Genomic DNA, 18,489 nt, shown 5'->3' with positions numbered 1-18,489 from the left:
ACAATTTAAGAAAGAAAAGTGCCTAAGAAAGGCCAACTTTGCGTCTAAATTTAAAATTACCAAAAAATCATCGCCATCAACCAAAAAATAAAAAACCGTCCCAATTAGATTATTGAGACGGCTTCTTTCTGTTTTTTTTTAGCAAAAGAATTTGCTTATTGACCGTCAGTAGCGTCTTTTACAGCTTCTTTAGTGTCTTCGGCAGCGTTCTCAACAGCTTCGCCTGCATCTTCAATAGCGTCCTCAGTTGCATCGGCAGCGTTATCAACAGCTTCTGCAGCATTGTCCATTGCGTTTTCAGCGTCAGTCTGAACTGACTCAGCAGTTTCCTCAGCGTTTTCTTTAGTAGTCTCTCTGCAAGAGTAAACAGAAGCAACCAATGCAAGAGCGGCAAGTGATAAAAAGATTTTTTTCATTGTAGAAATAGATTAGTGATTAATAGTGTGCAAAAGTAATTAAAATTTTGATTGTGTATCATTTATAAGATTTTTTTTTAATGAAATTGCAAATATTTTTTTCAGGAAATTATCCATGATTTTTTTGGAATATTTCCAAAAAAGCTTAAATTTAAAGCATGAAAAATACGATCTCTATAGAGGCTACACGGTTTAAAACGCTCCGCGAAGAGCTGCACCACACCCAACAATCGTTTGCGGCGCTGCTGGATATTGGAGCCACAACTGCTGATATTGAAAGGGGTAAGACCAAAATCTCAGGGAAAATTGTGATGGAGCTTATGGCACAATTCAATATTAATCCTTTGTGGCTTTATGGTAAAAGTTTTGAAAAACATATAGATACTTCCCGCGGCGATGTAAGTCCAAAAGTCATAACCTTGGATACTTCGGGCAATGACAGTATTTTATTGGTAAACCAAAAAGCGGCTGCAGGCTATCCAAACAATATACACGATTTGGGATGGTATCAAAGCTTGCCTGCATTCAATATCCCTTTACCTGAATACAGAAACGCCTCCTATCGAGGTTTTCAAGTTGAAGGTGATAGTATGCTGCCGAATATTAAACCAAATGAGTGGGTTTTGGGCCGTGCCGTGCCGAGTATTAACGAAGCCACTGACAGCAAGATTTATATTGTAGTTTTAAGAGATTCGGTTTTGGTGAAAAAACTTCAAAAAGTTCCGAACAATCCACAAACCATTAGGCTTATTTCCCTTAATGATGAATATTTGCCTATTGATGTAAAAGTGAAGGATATCCAAGAGCTTTGGATGGTAAACAGCAAACTGAGTTTTGGGGTGGACGAGCCTTCTGAAAGTAATTTGCTGCGTCAACTGCAGCAATCTATGGACGAATTGAAGGGACAAATAAGCAGTCTGAAATAAAAGAGAGATGCTTCTTCCGAAACATCCCTCTTTGTTTTTAAAAGACCAAGAGTTTACTCTTTATCTTTTACTTTTATTTTAACGTTCCCGTCATCGTCAGTTTTTATTTTGGCCTTTTCGTCTTCGGTTTCCATTTTTATTTTGTCGCCGTCGTCTTTTATCTTAATATCGGCGCCTTTGTCCTGCATTTCTTCAATAACCTCTTCTTTTTGGGTTTTTTGATCTCTGCAAGAAGAAAGGGAAACTGCTAAGAACCCTGCAAATAGGGCTATCATTGTTAACTTTTTCATAGTTTTTAAGTTTTGCGTTAGTGTTTATTAATTATTAGTCATTCCCGATTTCGTCAATTTTTTTATCGATTTCCTCGTTTACTTCCTTATCCACTTCTTTGGCTGCACGTTCCAAGATACCTTCTTTTTCATCAGTTTCGGGAGCTTCAACTTTCACTTCGCGGATCACTTCTTTGGTTTCCGTCTTTTTTTCACGGCACGAACCCAATGCTAAGGAAGCAATGGAAATCAGTATAAATATCTTTTTCATAATTAGATTGTTTTAGGGGTTTGAACAAATCTAAGTTTTAAAAAATGAAGAATTAATAATTATATCCTAAAAAATGTAAAGAAAACATTAATTCTGCGTTGTTTTTTTGTAAAAATCCCTCTTTTTTTAGGAAGTAAAAAAAATAATTTCAAATAGTGGAGAGGTAATTGACTATTTTTTGCGTGGCCCCAGTGTTTTTATTTACGAAGTGACCCGCAATCATTCCGGTTTTATTTCTGAAATTGATATTGTTTACTAATTTGCTTAGAATTTCATTGCATTCCAAAGAATTTTTTACCGTGAACAAACCTGCCAAGTCCCGCAGACGGATGGCCTCGGGAAATTCACCATAATTTTTTCCAATCACGATGGGAACGCCAAATGTAGCGGGTTCCAAGATATTGTGGAGTCCGGTGCTGCCCATCGCCCCGCCCACATAGGCAATGTCCGCATAACTGTACAGTTTGCTCAGCAACCCGATGCAGTCGATGATCAAAACGTCATAATCTGAAATATTCACTTCGTCCTTATTGGAATGGAGCACTGTTTTTTTGACGATTTTATGGGTAAAGTCGGATATTTTATCGACTTCAATTTTATGGGGAGCAATGATGAATTTTACATTTTCGGGTGCAGCATTGATATAGTCTAAAAGTACGGCTTCATCTTCCGGCCACGTACTTCCGCAGACAATACAGAGTGAATTTCCTTTAAAATCCTCGGCAAATTTCAGGGTGTTGTCCATTTCAATTTGATGCGAGACCCGGTCAAAACGTGTATCACCGCTCACAGTTACATTGCTGAAGCCGATGTTTTTCAGAAGTTCTTCAGAATTTTCATCTTGGAGAAAAAAGTGGTCAAAACTCTGTAGCGCCTTTCGCATAAACCCGCCGTAGCTCTTAAAAAAGATCTGATCCTTCCTAAAAATACCGGAAACCAAATAGGTCGGCACCTTCTTCTTTTGAAGTTCGAAAAGATAGTTGGGCCAAAATTCATATTTCACGAAAAGCGCCATTGTGGGACGTACTGCCGCAACAAACTTTTTCGCGTTTTCCCGCGTATCCATTGGCAAATAAACCACGGCATCTGCCAAAGGCGTATTTTTTTTCACCTCAAAACCCGATGGCGAAAAAAAACTGACCACTATTTTATGGTCCGGCCTTTGTTTTTTAATGGCTTCCATAATGGGAACGCCCTGTTCAAATTCCCCCAACGAGGCACAATGGAACCAAATGGTTTTATCTTCTGAAGAAATTTTTTGCTGAAGCATTTCAAAAACATCCTTTCTGCCGTTCACAAAAAGTTTCATTTTCTTGTTGAATAGCGCCACAATCCGCAAACCGAAGGAGACCAAATGAATCGATAAATTATAGATTGTGTGCATAGGTGGTAAAAATACCAAATTTCAAGTACCAAATCCTAAATATGAAATTCCAAATTCCAATCCCGATAACTATCGGGACCAAATTCCAAATTGACGAATCCCTACATATCAAATATCATTTTCGTAATTTTACCGCATTCGAGAAATTAAAAGTTCAATTTAAAAGATACCCGCCTGCGCGGGCATGTTATGAAGAAAATACAAATGGTCGACCTGAAAGGGCAATATGAAAAGATAAAGGAGCGCGTGGACAGTTCCATTATGAACGTAATTGAAACCACCGCTTTTGTGAACGGCCCCGAGGTCCACGAATTTCAAAAGGAACTTGAGGAATATTTGGGAGCAAAACACGTAATTCCCTGTGCAAACGGCACCGATGCCCTCCAGATTGCAATGATGGGGCTTGGCCTAAAACCGGGCGACGAGGTAATAACGGCCGATTTCACTTTTGCCGCCACCGTGGAGGTCATTGCGCTTTTGCAGTTAACGCCTGTGTTGGTAGATGTGGATCCTATCAATTTCAACATAGATGTAGAAGCCATAAAAAAGGCGATTACCCCAAAAACCAGAGCGATTGTCCCCGTGCATCTTTTTGGCCTTGCGGCGAATATGGACGAAATTATGGCCATTGCCAAAGAACACGACCTATATGTAATTGAGGATAATGCCCAAGGAATTGGTGCTGATTATACCTGGCCGGACGGCACAAAACAAAAGACGGGCACCATTGGCCACGTGGCCTCAACCTCCTTTTTTCCTTCGAAAAATTTAGGCTGCTACGGAGACGGAGGCGCCATATTTACCAATGACGATGATCTGGCGCACATCATTCGCGGGATTGTAAACCACGGTATGTACGTTCGCTACCATCACGACGTGGTGGGGGTAAACAGCAGGCTGGATTCCATTCAAGCGGCGGTGCTTCGGGCAAAATTGCCCCATTTGGACGAATACAATGCGGCGCGCCGAAATGCAGCCAGAAAGTATAGTGAAGCTTTCGCCGGAATAACAAATATAGTCACGCCCACCGGCTTTTGCGACAACACCCAAACCATTTGCGATGTTTGCGACTGCCACGTTTTTCACCAGTACACCTTAAAAATTTTAAATGCAGATCGGGATGCTTTGGTAAACCACTTAAACGAAAAGGGAATTCCTTGCGGCGTATATTATCCAATTCCCCTGCACCTTCAAAAGGCGTATAAAGATGAGCGCTATAAGGAAGAAGATTTTGCGGTTACCAATCAGTTGGTGAAAGAGGTGATTTCACTGCCCATGCACACCGAGCTTGATGATGAGCAGATAGATTATATTACCAAAACCGTTATTGATTTTATTCAGAAATACTAATTAAAGAGATACCCGCCTGCGCGGGCATGATAATGAAAAAAATACTCGTAACAGGCGGCTTGGGCTATATAGGGTCCCATACCGTTGTAGAACTTCAGAATTCAGGTTATCAGGTTATAATAATTGATAACCTTTCCAACGCTTCCTTGGATGTTTTGGAGGGCATTACCAACATAACCAAAACCCCTCCGGCCTTTGAAAGGCTCGACTTGCGCCTAAAAGCGGATGTTGCGGATTTTTTTAAACGGAATCAGGACATTGAGGGAATAATACATTTCGCGGCCAGTAAGGCAGTGGGCGAAAGTGTGGAAAATCCGTTGCTCTATTATGAAAACAACCTCAACACCTTAATTTACCTGTTGCAGGAATGCAATGCCCGCGGTATTGAAAACTTCATCTTCAGTTCGTCCTGTACGGTTTACGGCGAGCCCGACTCGCTTCCCATTACAGAAGACGCACCCGTAAAAACAGCGACTTCGCCTTACGGAAATACCAAACAAATTAGTGAGGAAATATTGAAGGATACGTGTTCCATTTCAGCCTTAAAATCAATTGCACTGCGATATTTCAACCCTATTGGAGCTCATGAAACGGCAGAGATAGGCGAGCTTCCCGCGGGAGTACCCCAAAATCTTGTTCCCTTCATTACGCAAACGGCTGCGGGAGTTCGGGAGCAACTTTCCGTATTTGGTGATGACTACCCTACCGAAGACGGCAGTTGCATCCGCGATTACATACACGTGGTAGATTTGGCAAAGGCGCACGTTATCGCATTGCAGCGATTGCTTTCAAAGAAGAATCAGTCAAATTATGAAGTTTTCAATCTGGGAACGGGCAGAGGAAGTTCTGTTTTGGAGGTGGTAAATTCCTTTGAAAACACAACTGGTATAAAACTGAACTATAAAATTGTGGATCGCCGCCCCGGAGACGTAATCGCCGTGTATGCCGATACCCAAAAAGCAAATAAGGAATTGGGCTGGAAAGCCGAAAAAACCATGGAGGATGCTTTGGAATCTGCTTGGAAGTGGGAAAAAAAAATACGCGGTCTCTAAAACCGGTTTGATCCACCGGTCGGTTTAACCCAGCTTTAACGCTATTTCTTTGGAATTGGCCACAAGCCTTTGTTTCTTTGCCCAAAACCGATAAACAAAAGTTATGAAGTTAGTTTCAGTGAAACGACAAACAAAAACAGAAAAACGATTTACAGAAAAGATGGGAATGTTCACCACCAGTGTGATCTACATTAAAAAAACCTTTTTGAAAGTGCCATTTAAAACCCTTCACAAATACCGCGAAACCTATTATGGCGAGGTAAAGGACTGCGAAGACTGCAGGATTAGCGCTTAGATATTCAAAATTCAAGGTTCAATATTAAAGATTGGACTAATAAAGAAAAATTAAAATACCGGATGATTAGTTTCATTCGGTGTTTTTTATGGGTCCAAATCCTCCCAAAACCTATCCTTCCATTCGGCGTCGTTAAACGGCAGTTGGTGATGGCCGTTTTCAATCTCCTGCCATTGCCCGGGGCTGGCAAGGCCACGGATTTCATTATAGAGGATCCGCTCCTCAAACCCAATATAGCTGGTGAGTTCCTCCTCAATTTTATGCAGCGTTTTATGGATGTCAGTATCCTTTGCGAATAACCGCTCCAACCTCCTGTGGTTGGCCATTGCCCTTCTCACGCGGACATTTTGATCCCCCAAAATAGGAAATACAAGGGTTTGCTCCATTTCGAAATGGGGGTTTAAATATGTCGTTTTGAACCAATCCACATAAGCCTTTATCCGTTGGTCGTCCACTTGGTGGCGCAACCCTTCCCTGATGCGCTCGCAGAAGAGAACGACCTCGTCATGCTCCTCGATAAGCGGAGTCAATTTCAGATTTGCTTTGTGGTTCTTTTTCTTCACTATCTTTTTTATCGAGATTTCTTTTCAAACTTAACAAATAAAAGTTGTAGCAATTGCAAAATTTAAAATTATGGCCTTATGTATAGAAAAACATCCAACGGGAATTAAGGTTATGACAAAAAAATTAAGTAATTTTGAATCATTCTAAATAAGAAAAATCTAAATATAAAAAAATGAAAATAGCATCGCTGAGCAATGACGTTCAATATCACGAATCCAGACCTACCATTCAAGTGTTGATGGAAACCGAAAGTAGCAAGGAAATTAGGATCGCATTTCAAAAAGGCCAAGTTATGAAAGAGCACAAAACGCCATTTCCCATTGTAGTGGAAATTTTTGAAGGCGCAATCGATTTTGGCGTAAACGGAACTATTTGCCATTTGAAAAAAGGAGATTTGGTCGCGCTTGAAGGCGGTGTGCCCCACGATTTAAAGGCATTGGAGACCAGTACGGTACGATTGAGCCTCAATAAGGCGGATTCCACAAAACGGGTGGAAGATGTTGCATGCAATTCCTAATCTGCAAAAAAATATGTTGGGATTTAATTAATTGTTACATTTTGTAATATGCGTTTTCATTTGTAAACTATAATAGGATGTATCCAAAAAATAAAATAGATTCATTAATAAAAGAGTCGCCGATTTTAAAGGAGATTATGGATTTAAAACCTGTGGTCTGGCTTAATCCCAACAAAAAATTGAAAGTGGAAATGCCCACTTTTTCAATTAAAAAGGGAGATATGGAAGCCGCCGCCCAATTATGGGAACGATTTGCGCCATTTTTTGTAAAAGCTTTTCCCGAAACTGCCGAGACTAACGGTTTTCTTGAATCTCCGTTGAAGGAAATTCACAATATGAAGGAACTTTTAAATCAAGAAAGCACAAAAATACAGGGGCGTCTATTTTTAAAATGCGACAATGCCCTTCCCATCGCAGGTTCCATAAAAGCGCGAGGCGGCTTTTTTGAAGTACTTCATTATGCCGAGGAATTGGCAATAAACGCAGGAATTCTAAGTAGGGGAGATGACTATGGCATTTTCACTTCAGATAAATTCAAACAATTTTTCAGTAAATATAAAATCGGGGTCGGTTCTACCGGAAATCTCGGGTTGAGCATTGGCATTATTAGTGCCCAACTTGGCTTTCAGGCCATCGTTTATGTGTCTGCTGATGCCAAAACATGGAAAAAGGATTTGTTGCGTTCCAAGGGCGTGAAAGTAGTTGAGTTTACTGGCGATTTCAGCGAGGCCATTCTTGCGGGAAGACAAAAAACAAACGCCGACCCAATGGCATATTTTGTTGATGACGAAAATTCAAACGAATTATTTCTTGGATATACTGTGGGGGCGCTCAGGTTGGCAAAACAATTGGAGGAAGCCAATATCCGGGTTGATGCCGATAATCCCTTATTTGTATATTCTCCTTGCGGCGTTGGCGGCTCCCCGGGCGGAACGGCTTTTGGCCTGAAACAAATTTATGGGGACCATGTGCATTGTTTTTATGTGGAACCAACACATTCCCCCGCGGTTTTAACAGGTTTGGTTACGGGTGAAATGAGCAATATAAGCGTCCACGATATCGGGATAGACAATAAGACCGAAGCCGATGGGTTGGCGGTTGGACGCCCGTCCAATTTTGCCACAAACATCAGCAACCATATTGTAAGTGGAATTTATACCATTGAAGACAACCGTCTTTTTACCTTATTGGCACAACTGATGGACAGCGAAAAAATTTTCCTGGAACCTTCGGCAACCGCTGGCTTGATCGGCCCACAGATGGTTGCACAAACCGATTACGCAGCAAAACACAAAATAAATATGGAAAACGCGACCCATATTGTTTGGGCTACCGGAGGAGATTTAGTTCCCAAGGAGGAGCGGAAGTTGTTCTACGATAGGGGAACGGATAATTTGATCAATTGAGATGAAACAGTTTTTTAAATAAAAAAGTTCTGAATAATTAATTTTATCCAGAACTTTTTATTTTTCGAATCAACGAATCAACGAATCAACGAATCAACGAATTCACACCTCCGCTTTTTCGGTCTCTACAGAACCATCAATTTTTTTAACCAATCCCTGTAAAACATTTCCGGGCCCAACTTCTATAAATTTCGTTGCGCCATCCTTTATCATATTTTGAACACTCTGCGTCCACTTCACCGGAGCGGTAAGTTGGAAGATTAGGTTTTCTTTTATTTGGGAAGGATCCGTAACCGCAAAAGTTGAAACATTCTGATAAATTGGGCAAGCAGGTGCGGTGAATTGGGTAGCTTCAATGGCGGCCGCCAGTTCTTCCCGAGCAGGTTCCATCAACGGACTGTGGAAAGCGCCGCCAACGGGCAAAATCAAAGCTCTGCGTGCGCCGGCTTCCTTTAAACTTTCACAGGCTTTTCCCACGGCATCCACATCACCTGAGATTACCAATTGGCCGGGACAGTTATAATTTGCGGCAACCACAATGCCCGGCGTGTTTGCGCATATTTCCTCAACCAAATGATCGTCCAGTCCCAAAACTGCTGCCATGGTTGAAGGCGTTTGCTCACAAGCCTTTTGCATTGCCAGGGCGCGTTTGTAAACCAATTGCAGGCCATCGCTAAAGGCAAGCGTTCTGTTGGCCACCAAGGCCGAAATTTCACCCAAGGAATGTCCGGCAACCATATCTGGCTGGAACTTGCTGCCCATTACTTCCGCCAAAATGGTAGAGTGGAGAAATATTGCTGGCTGCGTTACTTTGGTTTCCTTCAGTTCGTCGGCGGTACCCTCAAACATTATTTTGGTAATGTTGAAGCCCAAAATTTCATTGGCTTGCTCAAAAAGTGCTTTTGCTTTTGAAGAATTATCGTATAAATCTTTGCCCATTCCCGTAAATTGGGCACCCTGTCCGGGAAATATATATGCTTTCATTGTCGATTGGTTTAGAAATACAAAAATAGGATTAATTCTATGAATATTTTTTTATTGCTGAATTGACCTGCGACAAATAACCACTTCCGAAAAGGTTGAGGTGTACCAGCAAATAGTATAATTGCCAAAGGGGAAGCCTCTCTTTCCAGCCTTCGCCTAAAGCAAAAATAGTATTGTAGTTTGAAAAAATTTCTTCTGAAAACCCGCCAAACAATTTCATCATGGCAATATCCATTTCGCGCAGCGCAAAGGCTACGGCTGGATCTATCAAAACCGGTTCGCCAGTTTCGGAAACCATATGGTTGCCGTTCCAAAGATCGCCGTGGACTAAAGCCGGGGGCTCCTTCGGGATTGCTTCGGAAATATTCTTAAAAAATCCCTCTAAATTTTTAAAGCTAAAACCGTTATCCGCCGCCATTTTGAACTGTGGCTCCAAACGTTGTGAAATATAAAATTCCGAAGCCGAAGCACAAAAACCGTTTTGCTGCGGAAGACTGCCAATATAATTGTGGTGGTCCAATCCAAAATCCTCGGCAGTTGTTTTGTGCAGGCTCGCAAGCGCCTCGGCAAATTTTTCCGAAAAGTTTTTTGATGGTTTGCCCGAGGAAATGTATTCCAATATCAAATAGGCCGTGTCTTGATAGGTTCCTTTGGCAATCACCATTGGAATTTTAAAATTACTGTTCTCTTTCAGCAATTGCAATCCCTTTGCTTCGGTATCAAACATCGTGGGAAATTGCGAGGCACTGTTAATCTTGACGACAAAATTTCCTTCGGAACAATTTAGCAGAAATACTTCGTTGATGTCGCCGCCTGAAAGGGGTTTGCTATCGTGACAGTTGAAGTTATTTTGGGAAGCAATATGTTTTAAGATAGTTTTCAAAAGAGCTTTTTTTGGAAGCAAAACCCCAAAGGTTTTTTAAAACTTTAGGGTTTGGAGTTCATTATTTTCGCACCCAAGTTTCATACGTAAAGGAATAGTTATGCCTTTCGTCCTTGGGGTGTTCTTCTTTGGAAATAAGCTTCCATTTCTCCTCTGAAAATTCGGGAAAATAAGTATCGGCATCGGCAAAGGTGCCGTGTACGCGGGTAAGTTCAATTTTATCGGCAAAGGGAAGTCCCAATTTATAAATTTCGCCACCGCCAATTATATACGGTTGCGCATCTTCTTTTGAAATTTTCAGGGCCTCCTCCAAATCGTGGACTACCACGGCGCCTTCTTTTTTATAGTCCTTGTTTCGGGTGATGACCAGATGGGTCCTGTTGGGAAGCGGTTTCGGAAACGACTCAAAAGTCTTCCGCCCCATAATGATATAATGGCCGGTGGTCAGTTTTTTAAAGCGTTTAAAATCATCCGGCAAATGCCAAAGCAGGTCGTTGTCCTTTCCCAATTCGTTGTTCTCGCCAGCGGCGGCAATCATGGTAATCATTGTACGTCTGGGGGTAGCGGGTTGTTCAGTTCGTTTTTTTTTGAAGTGTCCGGCGGGGTCGTGGGCAGTTGCAGTTCCGCGTCCACTTTTTTCTGCAGTTCGGCCATGCGTTCGGCTTGGCGGGCCTTCAGTTTTTCGAGTTGTCGGTCTTCCCATTCCTTGTCCATGAATTTGTTCATCACAAAAACGTTGAAAAGGTGTACGAGAAAGATAAACGTCCAAATTAAAATGGCCCAAATAAACCAATCCTTTATAAAGAAATCATTCCCATAGCCCAGCAAAGGATTGATGATTATTAACAGCACCGAGCCCACCAAAAACAATATGAAATGGCGCATTAGGTTTTTTTTCTGTTTGATGCGGCGGCGGGCGTACTCGTACTGCTCGCGTTGTTCGGCATCAATTCTTTCGGATTTTTTAGTTTTTGAAAACATAGTTGGTTACTTTCGTTGTAAATGCAACAAGCGCTGCTAAAATCAGTCTTGTAAAAATACCGAAAATTCATCGTTTTGCCATTACTTATGGAAGATTTAAGAAAACACTTTCCCGCCCTAACATCCAGTATCTATTTAAACACCGCCTCCAATGGCGTGATTCCCAAGCCTGTTATTGAATGGCGCCGCCAGCATGACCTCGATTTGATGCACCATGCCAGTGTTTTTCGCGATAAGCATAAAACCCATATTGAACAGATTAGAAAAACGGTGGCCGGGTTTTTTGATGCTTCGGCCGAGGAAACGGCTTTGGTCCCCAATTTTTCCTTTGGTATAAATACAGTCTTGGACGGACTTCCCGAAGGCCAGAAAATTCTACTTTTAAAGAACGATTACCCCTCGGTAAACTGGCCCGTGGAGACCCGCGATTTTGATGTTTGCTATGCTAAAATTGATGAGAATTTGGAACGGAATATAGAAGAAGCCGTGGCGAGACACCGCCCCGATATTTTTATGTTCAGCATCGTGCAGTGGCTCAATGGCATAAAAATAGATTTTGAATTTTTGAAACAGTTAAAAAGCTATCATCCCAACCTACTTTTAATTGCTGATGGCACGCAATATTTGGGTACGGAGAATTTCAGTTTTGCCGAAAGCGCGATTGATGTTTTGGGGGCGAGTGCCTATAAATGGCTAACGGCGGGCTATGGCAACGGTCTTTTTATGGTGAAGGAAGCGGCGCGTGAAAGGATTTTTCCAAAGACCATCGGGTTCAATTCCGCTGAACGGTTTGAAAGTTTGGCAACGGAAACGGCTTTTATGAAGCATTTTGAACCGGGCCACCAAGACACCTTGAATTACGGCAGTTTGGAGCAGGCGCTGTTGTTTCAGGAAAACTTGGGAAGGGAGGATTTATACCAAAAAATTGCTTCCCTTTCAGCAAAAGCGAAGGAACGTTTCGCCGAAATGGATTTATTGGGAAATGATACGCTGCTCCGCGAAAAGCATGCTTCCATTTATAATTTGAAAGGCGATAAAGCGCTTTTTCAGAAATTGCAGCATAATAATGTTATCAGTTCGCTTCGGGGTAGCGGGATTCGCGTGAGTTTTCACTATTACAATACCGAAGATGAATTGGAAAAACTTGTTGAAATTTTAAGTTGATGAATTGAAAATGTAGAGAGGAAAATTTCTGTCGTCCCGCACCCCGCACCCAGCAGCCATCAAACCTTCCGAAAGGCATAATTTTTATAATACCCCTTTTCGTCCGTAAAGGAGGTTTCAATTTCGAGTCCCGATTGTTCCGCGAGCCATTGCACTATCTTATCGTCGTATTTCTGCGAAATTTCCGTGTGAACGGTTTCCCATTGTTCAAAATTTACCGTTAACCCCAACTTTTCGATGCTTACCTGCATCGCTTCGGTTGCCACCAAAAAACTTTTGGCCGTGCCCGTCTCGGGATTGTACATTTCCCAGTGCTTGAATTTTTCAACTTGAAAGTTTCCGCCCAATTCACGATTTATTCGGATTAAAACATTCTTGTTGAAAGCCGCTGTAATTCCGGCCTTATCGTTATAGGCATCGAGGATGGTCTGCGGGTTCTTCTTTTGGTCGAAACCCATAAAAAGCAAGTCATCGGGCAACATGGCGTCTTTCAATTTTGTGAGAAATTCGATTGCCTTTGGGTGTTTTAGGTTGCCGATATTGCTTCCCAATACCATAATTACCTTTTTGCGTTTGTTGAAACCTTTTAGCCTTTCGAGGACTTCAAAATATTCGCCCACTTCGGCATCCACGGTTAGGGCGGGCATTTCGTTCGCGAGATTTTCCGAAAGCATTTCCACCGCATTTTCACTGATGTCGATGGGTTTGTACACGAAATTGAAGTTGTTTTCCGCCATATACTTCAGCAAAACCTTGGTTTTTTTTCCGTCGCCCGGACCCAGTTCAATCAAATCCAAGCCATTTTCGCGGTCGCGGAAAAGTTCCCCAATCGCTTCCGTATAGGTAGAAAGTATCTGAAATTCACAACCGGTAAGGTAATATTCGGGCATGGCCATGATGTCCTGAAAAAGCCTGTCGCCTTTTTTATCATAAAAATATTTGGACGATAGATATTTGGGAAATGCACTCAGACCTTCAAAAACTTCTTTTTTAAAAGGAGTGTCCAATAGTGTTGCGGTAGTTGCCATAGGTGGGTAGTCGTTTTTATTGTGCCAACCTTAATCCCGTGAATTGCCACCGCAGATTGGTCTGGAAAAAATTTCTATAAGTTGGTCGCGTGTGTTTATTGGGTGTTGCCACGGAACCGCCGCGCAACACTTTTTGGTTAACCATAAATTTCCCGTTGTATTCGCCGATGGCGCCGGGGGCTTTTTTGTAACCGGGATACGGTAGGTAGGCGCTTTCGGTCCATTCCCAACGGCTTCCCCATTCAAAGCTTTGTTGGGCGGCCTCCCATTCAAATTCTGTGGGCAGGCGGCATTCTTTCCATTGGGCAAAGGCGAATGCCTCAAAATATGAAATGTGCGAAAGCGGCGCGTCAATATCAATTTTTTGAAGGCCCTGCAAAGTATATTGGTGCCATTCCCCGTCAATATTGTGCCAGAACATTGGGGCTTCAATCTGGTTTTGTTTTACCCAGTCCAGACCTTCGGCGTGCCACAGGTTAAAATCTTTGTAGCCTCCGGCATTTATAAATTCCAGATATTCGGCATTGGTAACGAGTTTGTTTGAAATTTTATAATCGTGCAGATACACTTTGTGCCTTCCCAATTCATTGTCATAGCAGAATTCGTCGGAATTTGTATGGCCTATCTCATAAATACCTTCGTCCATTTCAATCCACTCCCGTTGAAATTTCTGGTGCGGATTTTCTGAAAATGAATCGTTGTATTTCGGCAATAGCGGATTGTTGCCGAGGATATATTTTATATCGGTAATTAGGAGCTCCTGATGCTGCTTTTCGTGATGGATTCCTATTAAAAGGATTTCCTCAATCTCTGCGGAAATTTCCCCTGAAAGAAAATCCTTCATTTCATTGGTGACATAATGCCTGTAATCGTAAACCTTTGCCACGCCGGGCCGCGAGAGGTTGCCGCGATCATTTCTGATTACGCGTTTGCCCACATTTTCATAATAACTGTTGAAAACAAAGGCGAAATCTTCGTGAAATAGCTTGTAATTTGGTTTATGTGGTTTCAGAATAAACTCCTCGAAAAACCATGAGGTATGGCCCAGGTGCCATTTGGGAGGGGAAACGTCCACAATGGGTTGGACCACGTAGTCCTCAATCTCCAGCGGTTTGCAAATAGCTTCTGTATGTTGGCGGGTTTCGAGAAAGAACGAAACCAAAGTATCGGTAGCAATCATAAAAAAAGTGTTGTTCCCGATAATTATCGGGATTTTGACGACACTTTAAATATAAATATTAAAATTGTTGAAGACTATCCAACTGGCGTTAAACAGTTGTTAAACTCGTTTTGGCTAATTTTTTCTTTTGCGCTTTTTGCCTTTTTTATCGACCTTTTTGGGAGGTTCAACTTTAAAAATTATAGGAAGCGAATACAGCACGCCCACTGCTTCGCCTCTTTGTTTTCCCGGTTGCATTTGGGGAAGGTTGCTCACAACGCGAACGGCTTCATTTTCAATCTCGGGATGTTCCGCACGAGCGCGAACGTCAACCACCTTGCCTTCTTTATTTATTTTGAATTGAACCGCAGTTCTATAAATCCTGGGAGGTAAATCTAAGGCCTCAATTTTCTTCATATTGAAATGCAGGCTCACAAATTCGGAAATTTTGGTGGACATGCACTGTTTCAATTCCTGGTTGCCATTGCCATCACAGCCTGGATATACAGGAACATTTTCGATTACGGCATAGGGTACGTCTGTTTTTCCCATTTCAGATTCTGAGACCTCTGTTACTTTCTGGGCGAAAGAAATTGAAACACAGCTTAAAAAGTATAGGAATAGGAATTTTTTAAATATCATTTTCCAGTTTTAAAATTAAACGGAACCGTGAAATTAATAGCCCGCGGTTTGCCTGCTAACATTCCGGGTTTCGACATTTTTGGGATTGACATAATATTTCTCTTTGCCTCTTCCTGTAATTCCTTGGTTCCGCCACTGACTTTTTTTATTTCAACCAAACCTTGTTCGTTGATAATGAATTCAACAATAACTTTCCCTTGCTCGTTGTTTTTGTATGCATTGGGAGGATATTTAAAGTTTTTGATAATATGCGCTGTTAGCTTTTCGTCAAAACATTTGTCGCGCTGTGCTACATCTCCAGCTTCACACCCGGGCCAAACGGGTGGAATTTCTTTAAGGGTTACTTTGTTGGCTACTACATTTCCCCATTCTTCTTGGGCAAAAATGGCTGTGGTGCATAGCATGCAAATTGCAATAAATAGGTTTTTCATTTTGAGGATTTAAGATTTAGGTTAAATGGCAACAGCGCCTTTAATGTGCGGATGTGGATTGTAGTCCACAAGTGTAAAGTCATCAAAAGTGAAGCCAAATATATCCTTTACTTCTGGATTGAGCAACATTTTTGGCAACGGGCGGGGCTCGCGCGATAGCTGGAGTTCCACCTGCTCAAAATGGTTGCTGTAAATATGGGCGTCGCCAAAGGTGTGGACAAAATCGCCCGGTTGGTAGCCGCACACCTGCGCCACCATCATCGTCAACAGGGCGTAGGAAGCAATATTGAAAGGCACGCCCAGGAAAATATCGGCACTGCGTTGATACAGTTGGCAAGATAATTTTCGCGTATTTTCTCCCCCTTTGGGGGCTGGGGGGCTTACATAAAACTGGAAGAAGGCATGGCAGGGCGGAAGCGCCGCTTTGCCATTGGCCACGTTTTCGGCAAAAGGTTTTGAGGTGTCTGGCAAAACGCTGGGGTTCCAGGCGCTAACGAGCATACGGCGGCTGTCCGGATTGGTTTTTAGGGTTTTTATTATTTCTGAAATCTGATCGATTTCCTCACTGTTCCAATTTCGCCATTGGTGGCCGTAAACGGGGCCAAGGTCGCCATTTTCATCGGCCCATTCGTTCCAAATGCGCACGCCGTTTTCCTGCAGGTATTTCACATTTGTATCGCCATTCAAAAACCATAAAAGTTCATAAACAATTGATTTCAGGTGAAGTTTTTTGGTGGTGACCATGGGGAAACCTTCGCTGAGATCAAACCGCATTTGATAGCCAAAAACACTTTTGGTGCCCGTGCCCGTGCGGTCTTGTTTTTCCGTCCCGTTTTCGAGTACGTGTTTTAGGAGGTCGTGGTATTGCTTCATTTTCCTTCGCTTTTTTTAAGTTTTCTAAAATAGAGAAATCGCCTTAAGGGAACGAATGGGAATGCTATATTATTTGAAAAGTTATTAACCATAATTGGAGGTTACCCAATAATCATTCCGGCAATAGTAGCCGAAATAAGCGAGGCAATGGTTCCGCCAATCAAAGCTTTCATTCCAAATTTAGAAAGGGTTTTGCGCTGTCCCGGCGCCAATGAACCAATGCCGCCAATCTGAATGCCGATGGAGGCGAAATTCGCAAAACCGCAAAGCATGTAGGTTGCCATAATGATGCTCTTTTCATAATTGAGATGCAGCTCATTCTGAACGTTTTTAAGGTCTGCCAACTGAATGTACCCCACAAATTCACTGGCAACGAGTTTTATCCCCAGCAATTGCCCCATCATGGTCATATCTTCCTTGGCCACGCCCATCAACCACATTAAAGGGGCTAATATTGTTCCTAAAATAAATTCGAGGGATAATCCATCGTATGCTGTTTTTTCGGCGATAAGCTCATTAAGCGACATAAAATGCCAGTGGATGTTTAAGGCTTCAATTGTAAAGCCGTCAAAACTGGCCAATGCCCCGAGTATTCCATTAAACATTGCTATAAATGCCACAAAAACCAAAAGCATTGCACCCACGTTTACGGCAAGTTTTAAACCTTCGGTAGTACCATTGGCAATGGCATCCAAGAAATTAGACCCAATTTTTTCTGAAGAAACCTTTACATCGGTATTAATCGGTTCGGTCTGTGGGTACAATATTTTTGAAATAACGATTGCGCCCGGCGCTGCCATTACCGAAGCTGCCAAAAGGTGTTTTGCAAAAGTTAAACGCAGCGCTGGGTCATCGCCGCCCAAAAAGCCGATATAGGCCGCAAGCACAGCTCCCGCAACGGTTGCCATTCCGCCAATCATTACCAAAAGCATTTCGCTCTTGTTCATTTTTTCCAAATAGGCCTTAATGAGAAGTGGCGCTTCCGTTTGGCCCAAAAAGATGTTTCCGGCAACGCTTAAACTTTCAGCCCCGGAAATGTTCAAAAGCTTGGTGAGCAACCAGCCCATTCCTTTTACGACCACTTGGATAATTCCGAAGTAAAAAAGGACCGAGGTTAATGCGGAAAAAAAGATAATCGTCGGTAAAACCTGAAAGGCGAAGATAAAACCGAAGGAGTTGATGTCCAGCATTCCGCCAAACAGGAACTCGCTCCCCGCTCTGGTATATTCCAAAACATTTACAAAAAGCTGACCTACTGCTTCAAAACCATTTTTTATGAAACCAACTTTTAAAACTCCAATGGCGATCAACAGTTGAAAGGCAAGGCCGATACCCACGGTTTTCCAGCGGATTGCTTTTCTGTTTGAGCTAAAAAGAAAGGCAATCACCAAAAGTGAAACCATTCCTAAAATTCCGCGCCAAAAACTTTGGGCTGAAAAACCTTGGCTCGGTATTATTTCTGAAGATTTTGCAACTGTTTCCAGTGCCGAGACATGTTGCGGATTGGGCGTTTTTAGTTGGTATTTATAATTGTTTTCTGAAAGGGAAAGCGTGCTGTCGGTTAGCTGTTCAACACGGAATCTTCTAATGCCGTCCTTGGGATTGTTGAAGAAAAGCACCAACAAATTATTCTGAAAAATATAATCGCCGCTGGATTTTAGGCTATCGATTGGCGCGAGTTGGTATTCGAAGGCGCCGTTATGGAGTTTTAGATAATCTTTTTCTGGATTGATGTTGAGAACAGCAAGGCCGTTTTCGTCTTTCATTTCTGAAAATTGCCAGGTTTTTTCAATGCTCTGCCCCAAAAGGTTTCCGAAGAAAAACAGTGTGAAGGCTACAAGTATAAATTTCTGCATAAATTATAAATCCCACCCTTCGACTGCGCTCAGGGCGA

At 42.2% G+C, this 18,489-nt stretch carries 22 protein-coding genes; 7 read left to right on the top strand and 15 right to left on the bottom strand.

Annotation, left to right across the window (positions count from 1 at the left end):
• Positions 1–155 precede the first annotated feature (155 nt).
• Complete coding sequence (locus POV26_RS12365) at positions 156–416, bottom strand: hypothetical protein (RefSeq protein WP_272856786.1); 261 nt, start codon at positions 414–416, stop codon at positions 156–158.
• Between the two features lie 158 nt (positions 417–574).
• Here POV26_RS12365 and POV26_RS12360 point away from each other — a divergent pair, with 158 nt between their 5' ends.
• A complete protein-coding gene (locus POV26_RS12360) occupies positions 575–1,342 on the top strand; it encodes a LexA family transcriptional regulator (protein WP_272856785.1) in 768 nt (255 codons plus the stop codon).
• A gap of 53 nt (positions 1,343–1,395) precedes the next feature.
• On the opposite strand, the gene POV26_RS12355 is transcribed toward POV26_RS12360, so the two are convergent.
• The 3 genes from POV26_RS12355 to POV26_RS12345 all read right to left on the bottom strand — a co-directional run bounded on the left by POV26_RS12355 (position 1,396) and on the right by POV26_RS12345 (position 3,266).
• Positions 1,396–1,632, bottom strand: a complete 237-nt coding sequence (locus POV26_RS12355; protein ID WP_272856784.1) for a hypothetical protein — start codon at positions 1,630–1,632, stop codon at positions 1,396–1,398.
• Positions 1,633–1,666: 34 nt separating this feature from the next.
• Entirely contained in the window at positions 1,667–1,882 is a 216-nt protein-coding gene (locus POV26_RS12350) for a hypothetical protein (protein WP_272856783.1), read from the bottom strand.
• Positions 1,883–2,030: 148 nt separating this feature from the next.
• Complete coding sequence (locus POV26_RS12345) at positions 2,031–3,266, bottom strand: 3-deoxy-D-manno-octulosonic acid transferase (RefSeq protein WP_272856782.1); 1,236 nt, start codon at positions 3,264–3,266, stop codon at positions 2,031–2,033.
• Between the two features lie 189 nt (positions 3,267–3,455).
• Between POV26_RS12345 and POV26_RS12340 the strand changes: the two genes are divergently transcribed.
• The 3 genes from POV26_RS12340 to POV26_RS12330 all read left to right on the top strand — a co-directional run bounded on the left by POV26_RS12340 (position 3,456) and on the right by POV26_RS12330 (position 5,963).
• Positions 3,456–4,616 carry a DegT/DnrJ/EryC1/StrS family aminotransferase gene (locus tag POV26_RS12340; protein WP_272856781.1) on the top strand — a complete coding sequence of 387 codons (1,161 nt, stop codon included), beginning with the start codon at positions 3,456–3,458 and terminating at the stop codon, positions 4,614–4,616.
• A 32-nt stretch (positions 4,617–4,648) separates the two neighbouring features.
• A complete protein-coding gene (gene galE / locus POV26_RS12335; protein WP_272856780.1) occupies positions 4,649–5,668 on the top strand; it encodes a UDP-glucose 4-epimerase GalE in 1,020 nt (339 codons plus the stop codon).
• A gap of 103 nt (positions 5,669–5,771) precedes the next feature.
• Positions 5,772–5,963: a hypothetical protein gene (locus POV26_RS12330; protein ID WP_045081214.1), complete on the top strand. Its 192-nt coding sequence runs from the start codon at positions 5,772–5,774 to the stop codon at positions 5,961–5,963.
• Positions 5,964–6,049: 86 nt separating this feature from the next.
• Here POV26_RS12330 and POV26_RS12325 read toward each other — a convergent pair whose 3' ends face one another.
• A complete protein-coding gene (locus tag POV26_RS12325) occupies positions 6,050–6,526 on the bottom strand; it encodes a hemerythrin domain-containing protein (RefSeq protein WP_272856779.1) in 477 nt (158 codons plus the stop codon).
• Between the two features lie 173 nt (positions 6,527–6,699).
• Between POV26_RS12325 and POV26_RS12320 the strand changes: the two genes are divergently transcribed.
• Positions 6,700–7,044 carry a cupin domain-containing protein gene (locus POV26_RS12320; protein WP_272856778.1) on the top strand — a complete coding sequence of 115 codons (345 nt, stop codon included), beginning with the start codon at positions 6,700–6,702 and terminating at the stop codon, positions 7,042–7,044.
• A 77-nt stretch (positions 7,045–7,121) separates the two neighbouring features.
• Positions 7,122–8,450, top strand: coding sequence for a D-serine ammonia-lyase (locus POV26_RS12315; RefSeq protein ID WP_272856777.1), 1,329 nt, complete (start codon positions 7,122–7,124; stop codon positions 8,448–8,450).
• Between the two features lie 102 nt (positions 8,451–8,552).
• On the opposite strand, the gene fabD is transcribed toward POV26_RS12315, so the two are convergent.
• The 4 genes from fabD to POV26_RS12295 all read right to left on the bottom strand — a co-directional run bounded on the left by fabD (position 8,553) and on the right by POV26_RS12295 (position 11,298).
• Positions 8,553–9,434 (bottom strand): ACP S-malonyltransferase, encoded by an 882-nt coding sequence (gene fabD, locus POV26_RS12310; RefSeq protein ID WP_272856776.1) that lies wholly within the window; start codon positions 9,432–9,434, stop codon positions 8,553–8,555.
• Positions 9,435–9,471: 37 nt separating this feature from the next.
• Positions 9,472–10,317, bottom strand: a complete 846-nt coding sequence (locus POV26_RS12305) for a fructosamine kinase family protein (protein ID WP_272856775.1) — start codon at positions 10,315–10,317, stop codon at positions 9,472–9,474.
• A 61-nt stretch (positions 10,318–10,378) separates the two neighbouring features.
• On the bottom strand, positions 10,379–10,864 hold the full coding sequence (locus POV26_RS12300; protein ID WP_272856774.1) for a dihydrofolate reductase: 486 nt from the start codon (positions 10,862–10,864) through the stop codon (positions 10,379–10,381).
• Positions 10,861–11,298 carry a 2TM domain-containing protein gene (locus POV26_RS12295; RefSeq protein ID WP_272856773.1) on the bottom strand — a complete coding sequence of 146 codons (438 nt, stop codon included), beginning with the start codon at positions 11,296–11,298 and terminating at the stop codon, positions 10,861–10,863. The genes POV26_RS12300 and POV26_RS12295 overlap by 4 nt, the downstream gene beginning before the upstream one ends.
• Before the next feature lie 75 nt (positions 11,299–11,373).
• Between POV26_RS12295 and POV26_RS12290 the strand changes: the two genes are divergently transcribed.
• Complete coding sequence (locus POV26_RS12290; protein ID WP_272856772.1) at positions 11,374–12,462, top strand: aminotransferase class V-fold PLP-dependent enzyme; 1,089 nt, start codon at positions 11,374–11,376, stop codon at positions 12,460–12,462.
• Positions 12,463–12,521: 59 nt separating this feature from the next.
• On the opposite strand, the gene POV26_RS12285 is transcribed toward POV26_RS12290, so the two are convergent.
• The 6 genes from POV26_RS12285 to POV26_RS12260 all read right to left on the bottom strand — a co-directional run bounded on the left by POV26_RS12285 (position 12,522) and on the right by POV26_RS12260 (position 18,451).
• Positions 12,522–13,490, bottom strand: coding sequence for an L-histidine N(alpha)-methyltransferase (locus POV26_RS12285; RefSeq protein ID WP_272856771.1), 969 nt, complete (start codon positions 13,488–13,490; stop codon positions 12,522–12,524).
• A gap of 16 nt (positions 13,491–13,506) precedes the next feature.
• The gene (gene egtB, locus POV26_RS12280; RefSeq protein WP_272856770.1) at positions 13,507–14,670 is read right to left on the bottom strand and encodes an ergothioneine biosynthesis protein EgtB; all 1,164 of its coding nucleotides are present in this window, start codon (positions 14,668–14,670) and stop codon (positions 13,507–13,509) included.
• 114 nt (positions 14,671–14,784) lie between these two features.
• Positions 14,785–15,291 carry an energy transducer TonB gene (locus POV26_RS12275; protein WP_272856769.1) on the bottom strand — a complete coding sequence of 169 codons (507 nt, stop codon included), beginning with the start codon at positions 15,289–15,291 and terminating at the stop codon, positions 14,785–14,787.
• On the bottom strand, positions 15,288–15,722 hold the full coding sequence (locus POV26_RS12270) for an energy transducer TonB (protein WP_272856768.1): 435 nt from the start codon (positions 15,720–15,722) through the stop codon (positions 15,288–15,290). Before POV26_RS12270 ends, POV26_RS12275 begins: the two co-directional genes overlap by 4 nt.
• Before the next feature lie 21 nt (positions 15,723–15,743).
• The gene (locus POV26_RS12265; protein WP_272856767.1) at positions 15,744–16,595 is read right to left on the bottom strand and encodes a thymidylate synthase; all 852 of its coding nucleotides are present in this window, start codon (positions 16,593–16,595) and stop codon (positions 15,744–15,746) included.
• Between the two features lie 101 nt (positions 16,596–16,696).
• Entirely contained in the window at positions 16,697–18,451 is a 1,755-nt protein-coding gene (locus POV26_RS12260; RefSeq protein ID WP_272856766.1) for a NupC/NupG family nucleoside CNT transporter, read from the bottom strand.
• Positions 18,452–18,489: the final 38 nt, after the last annotated feature.

The sequence above is a fragment of the Aequorivita todarodis genome (genome assembly GCF_028561335.1).
GTDB classification, from domain to species: Bacteria; Bacteroidota; Bacteroidia; order Flavobacteriales; family Flavobacteriaceae; genus Aequorivita; species Aequorivita todarodis.
Note: the sequence above shows the minus strand (reverse complement) of the source record. Positions and strands in the feature narration are given on the sequence as shown.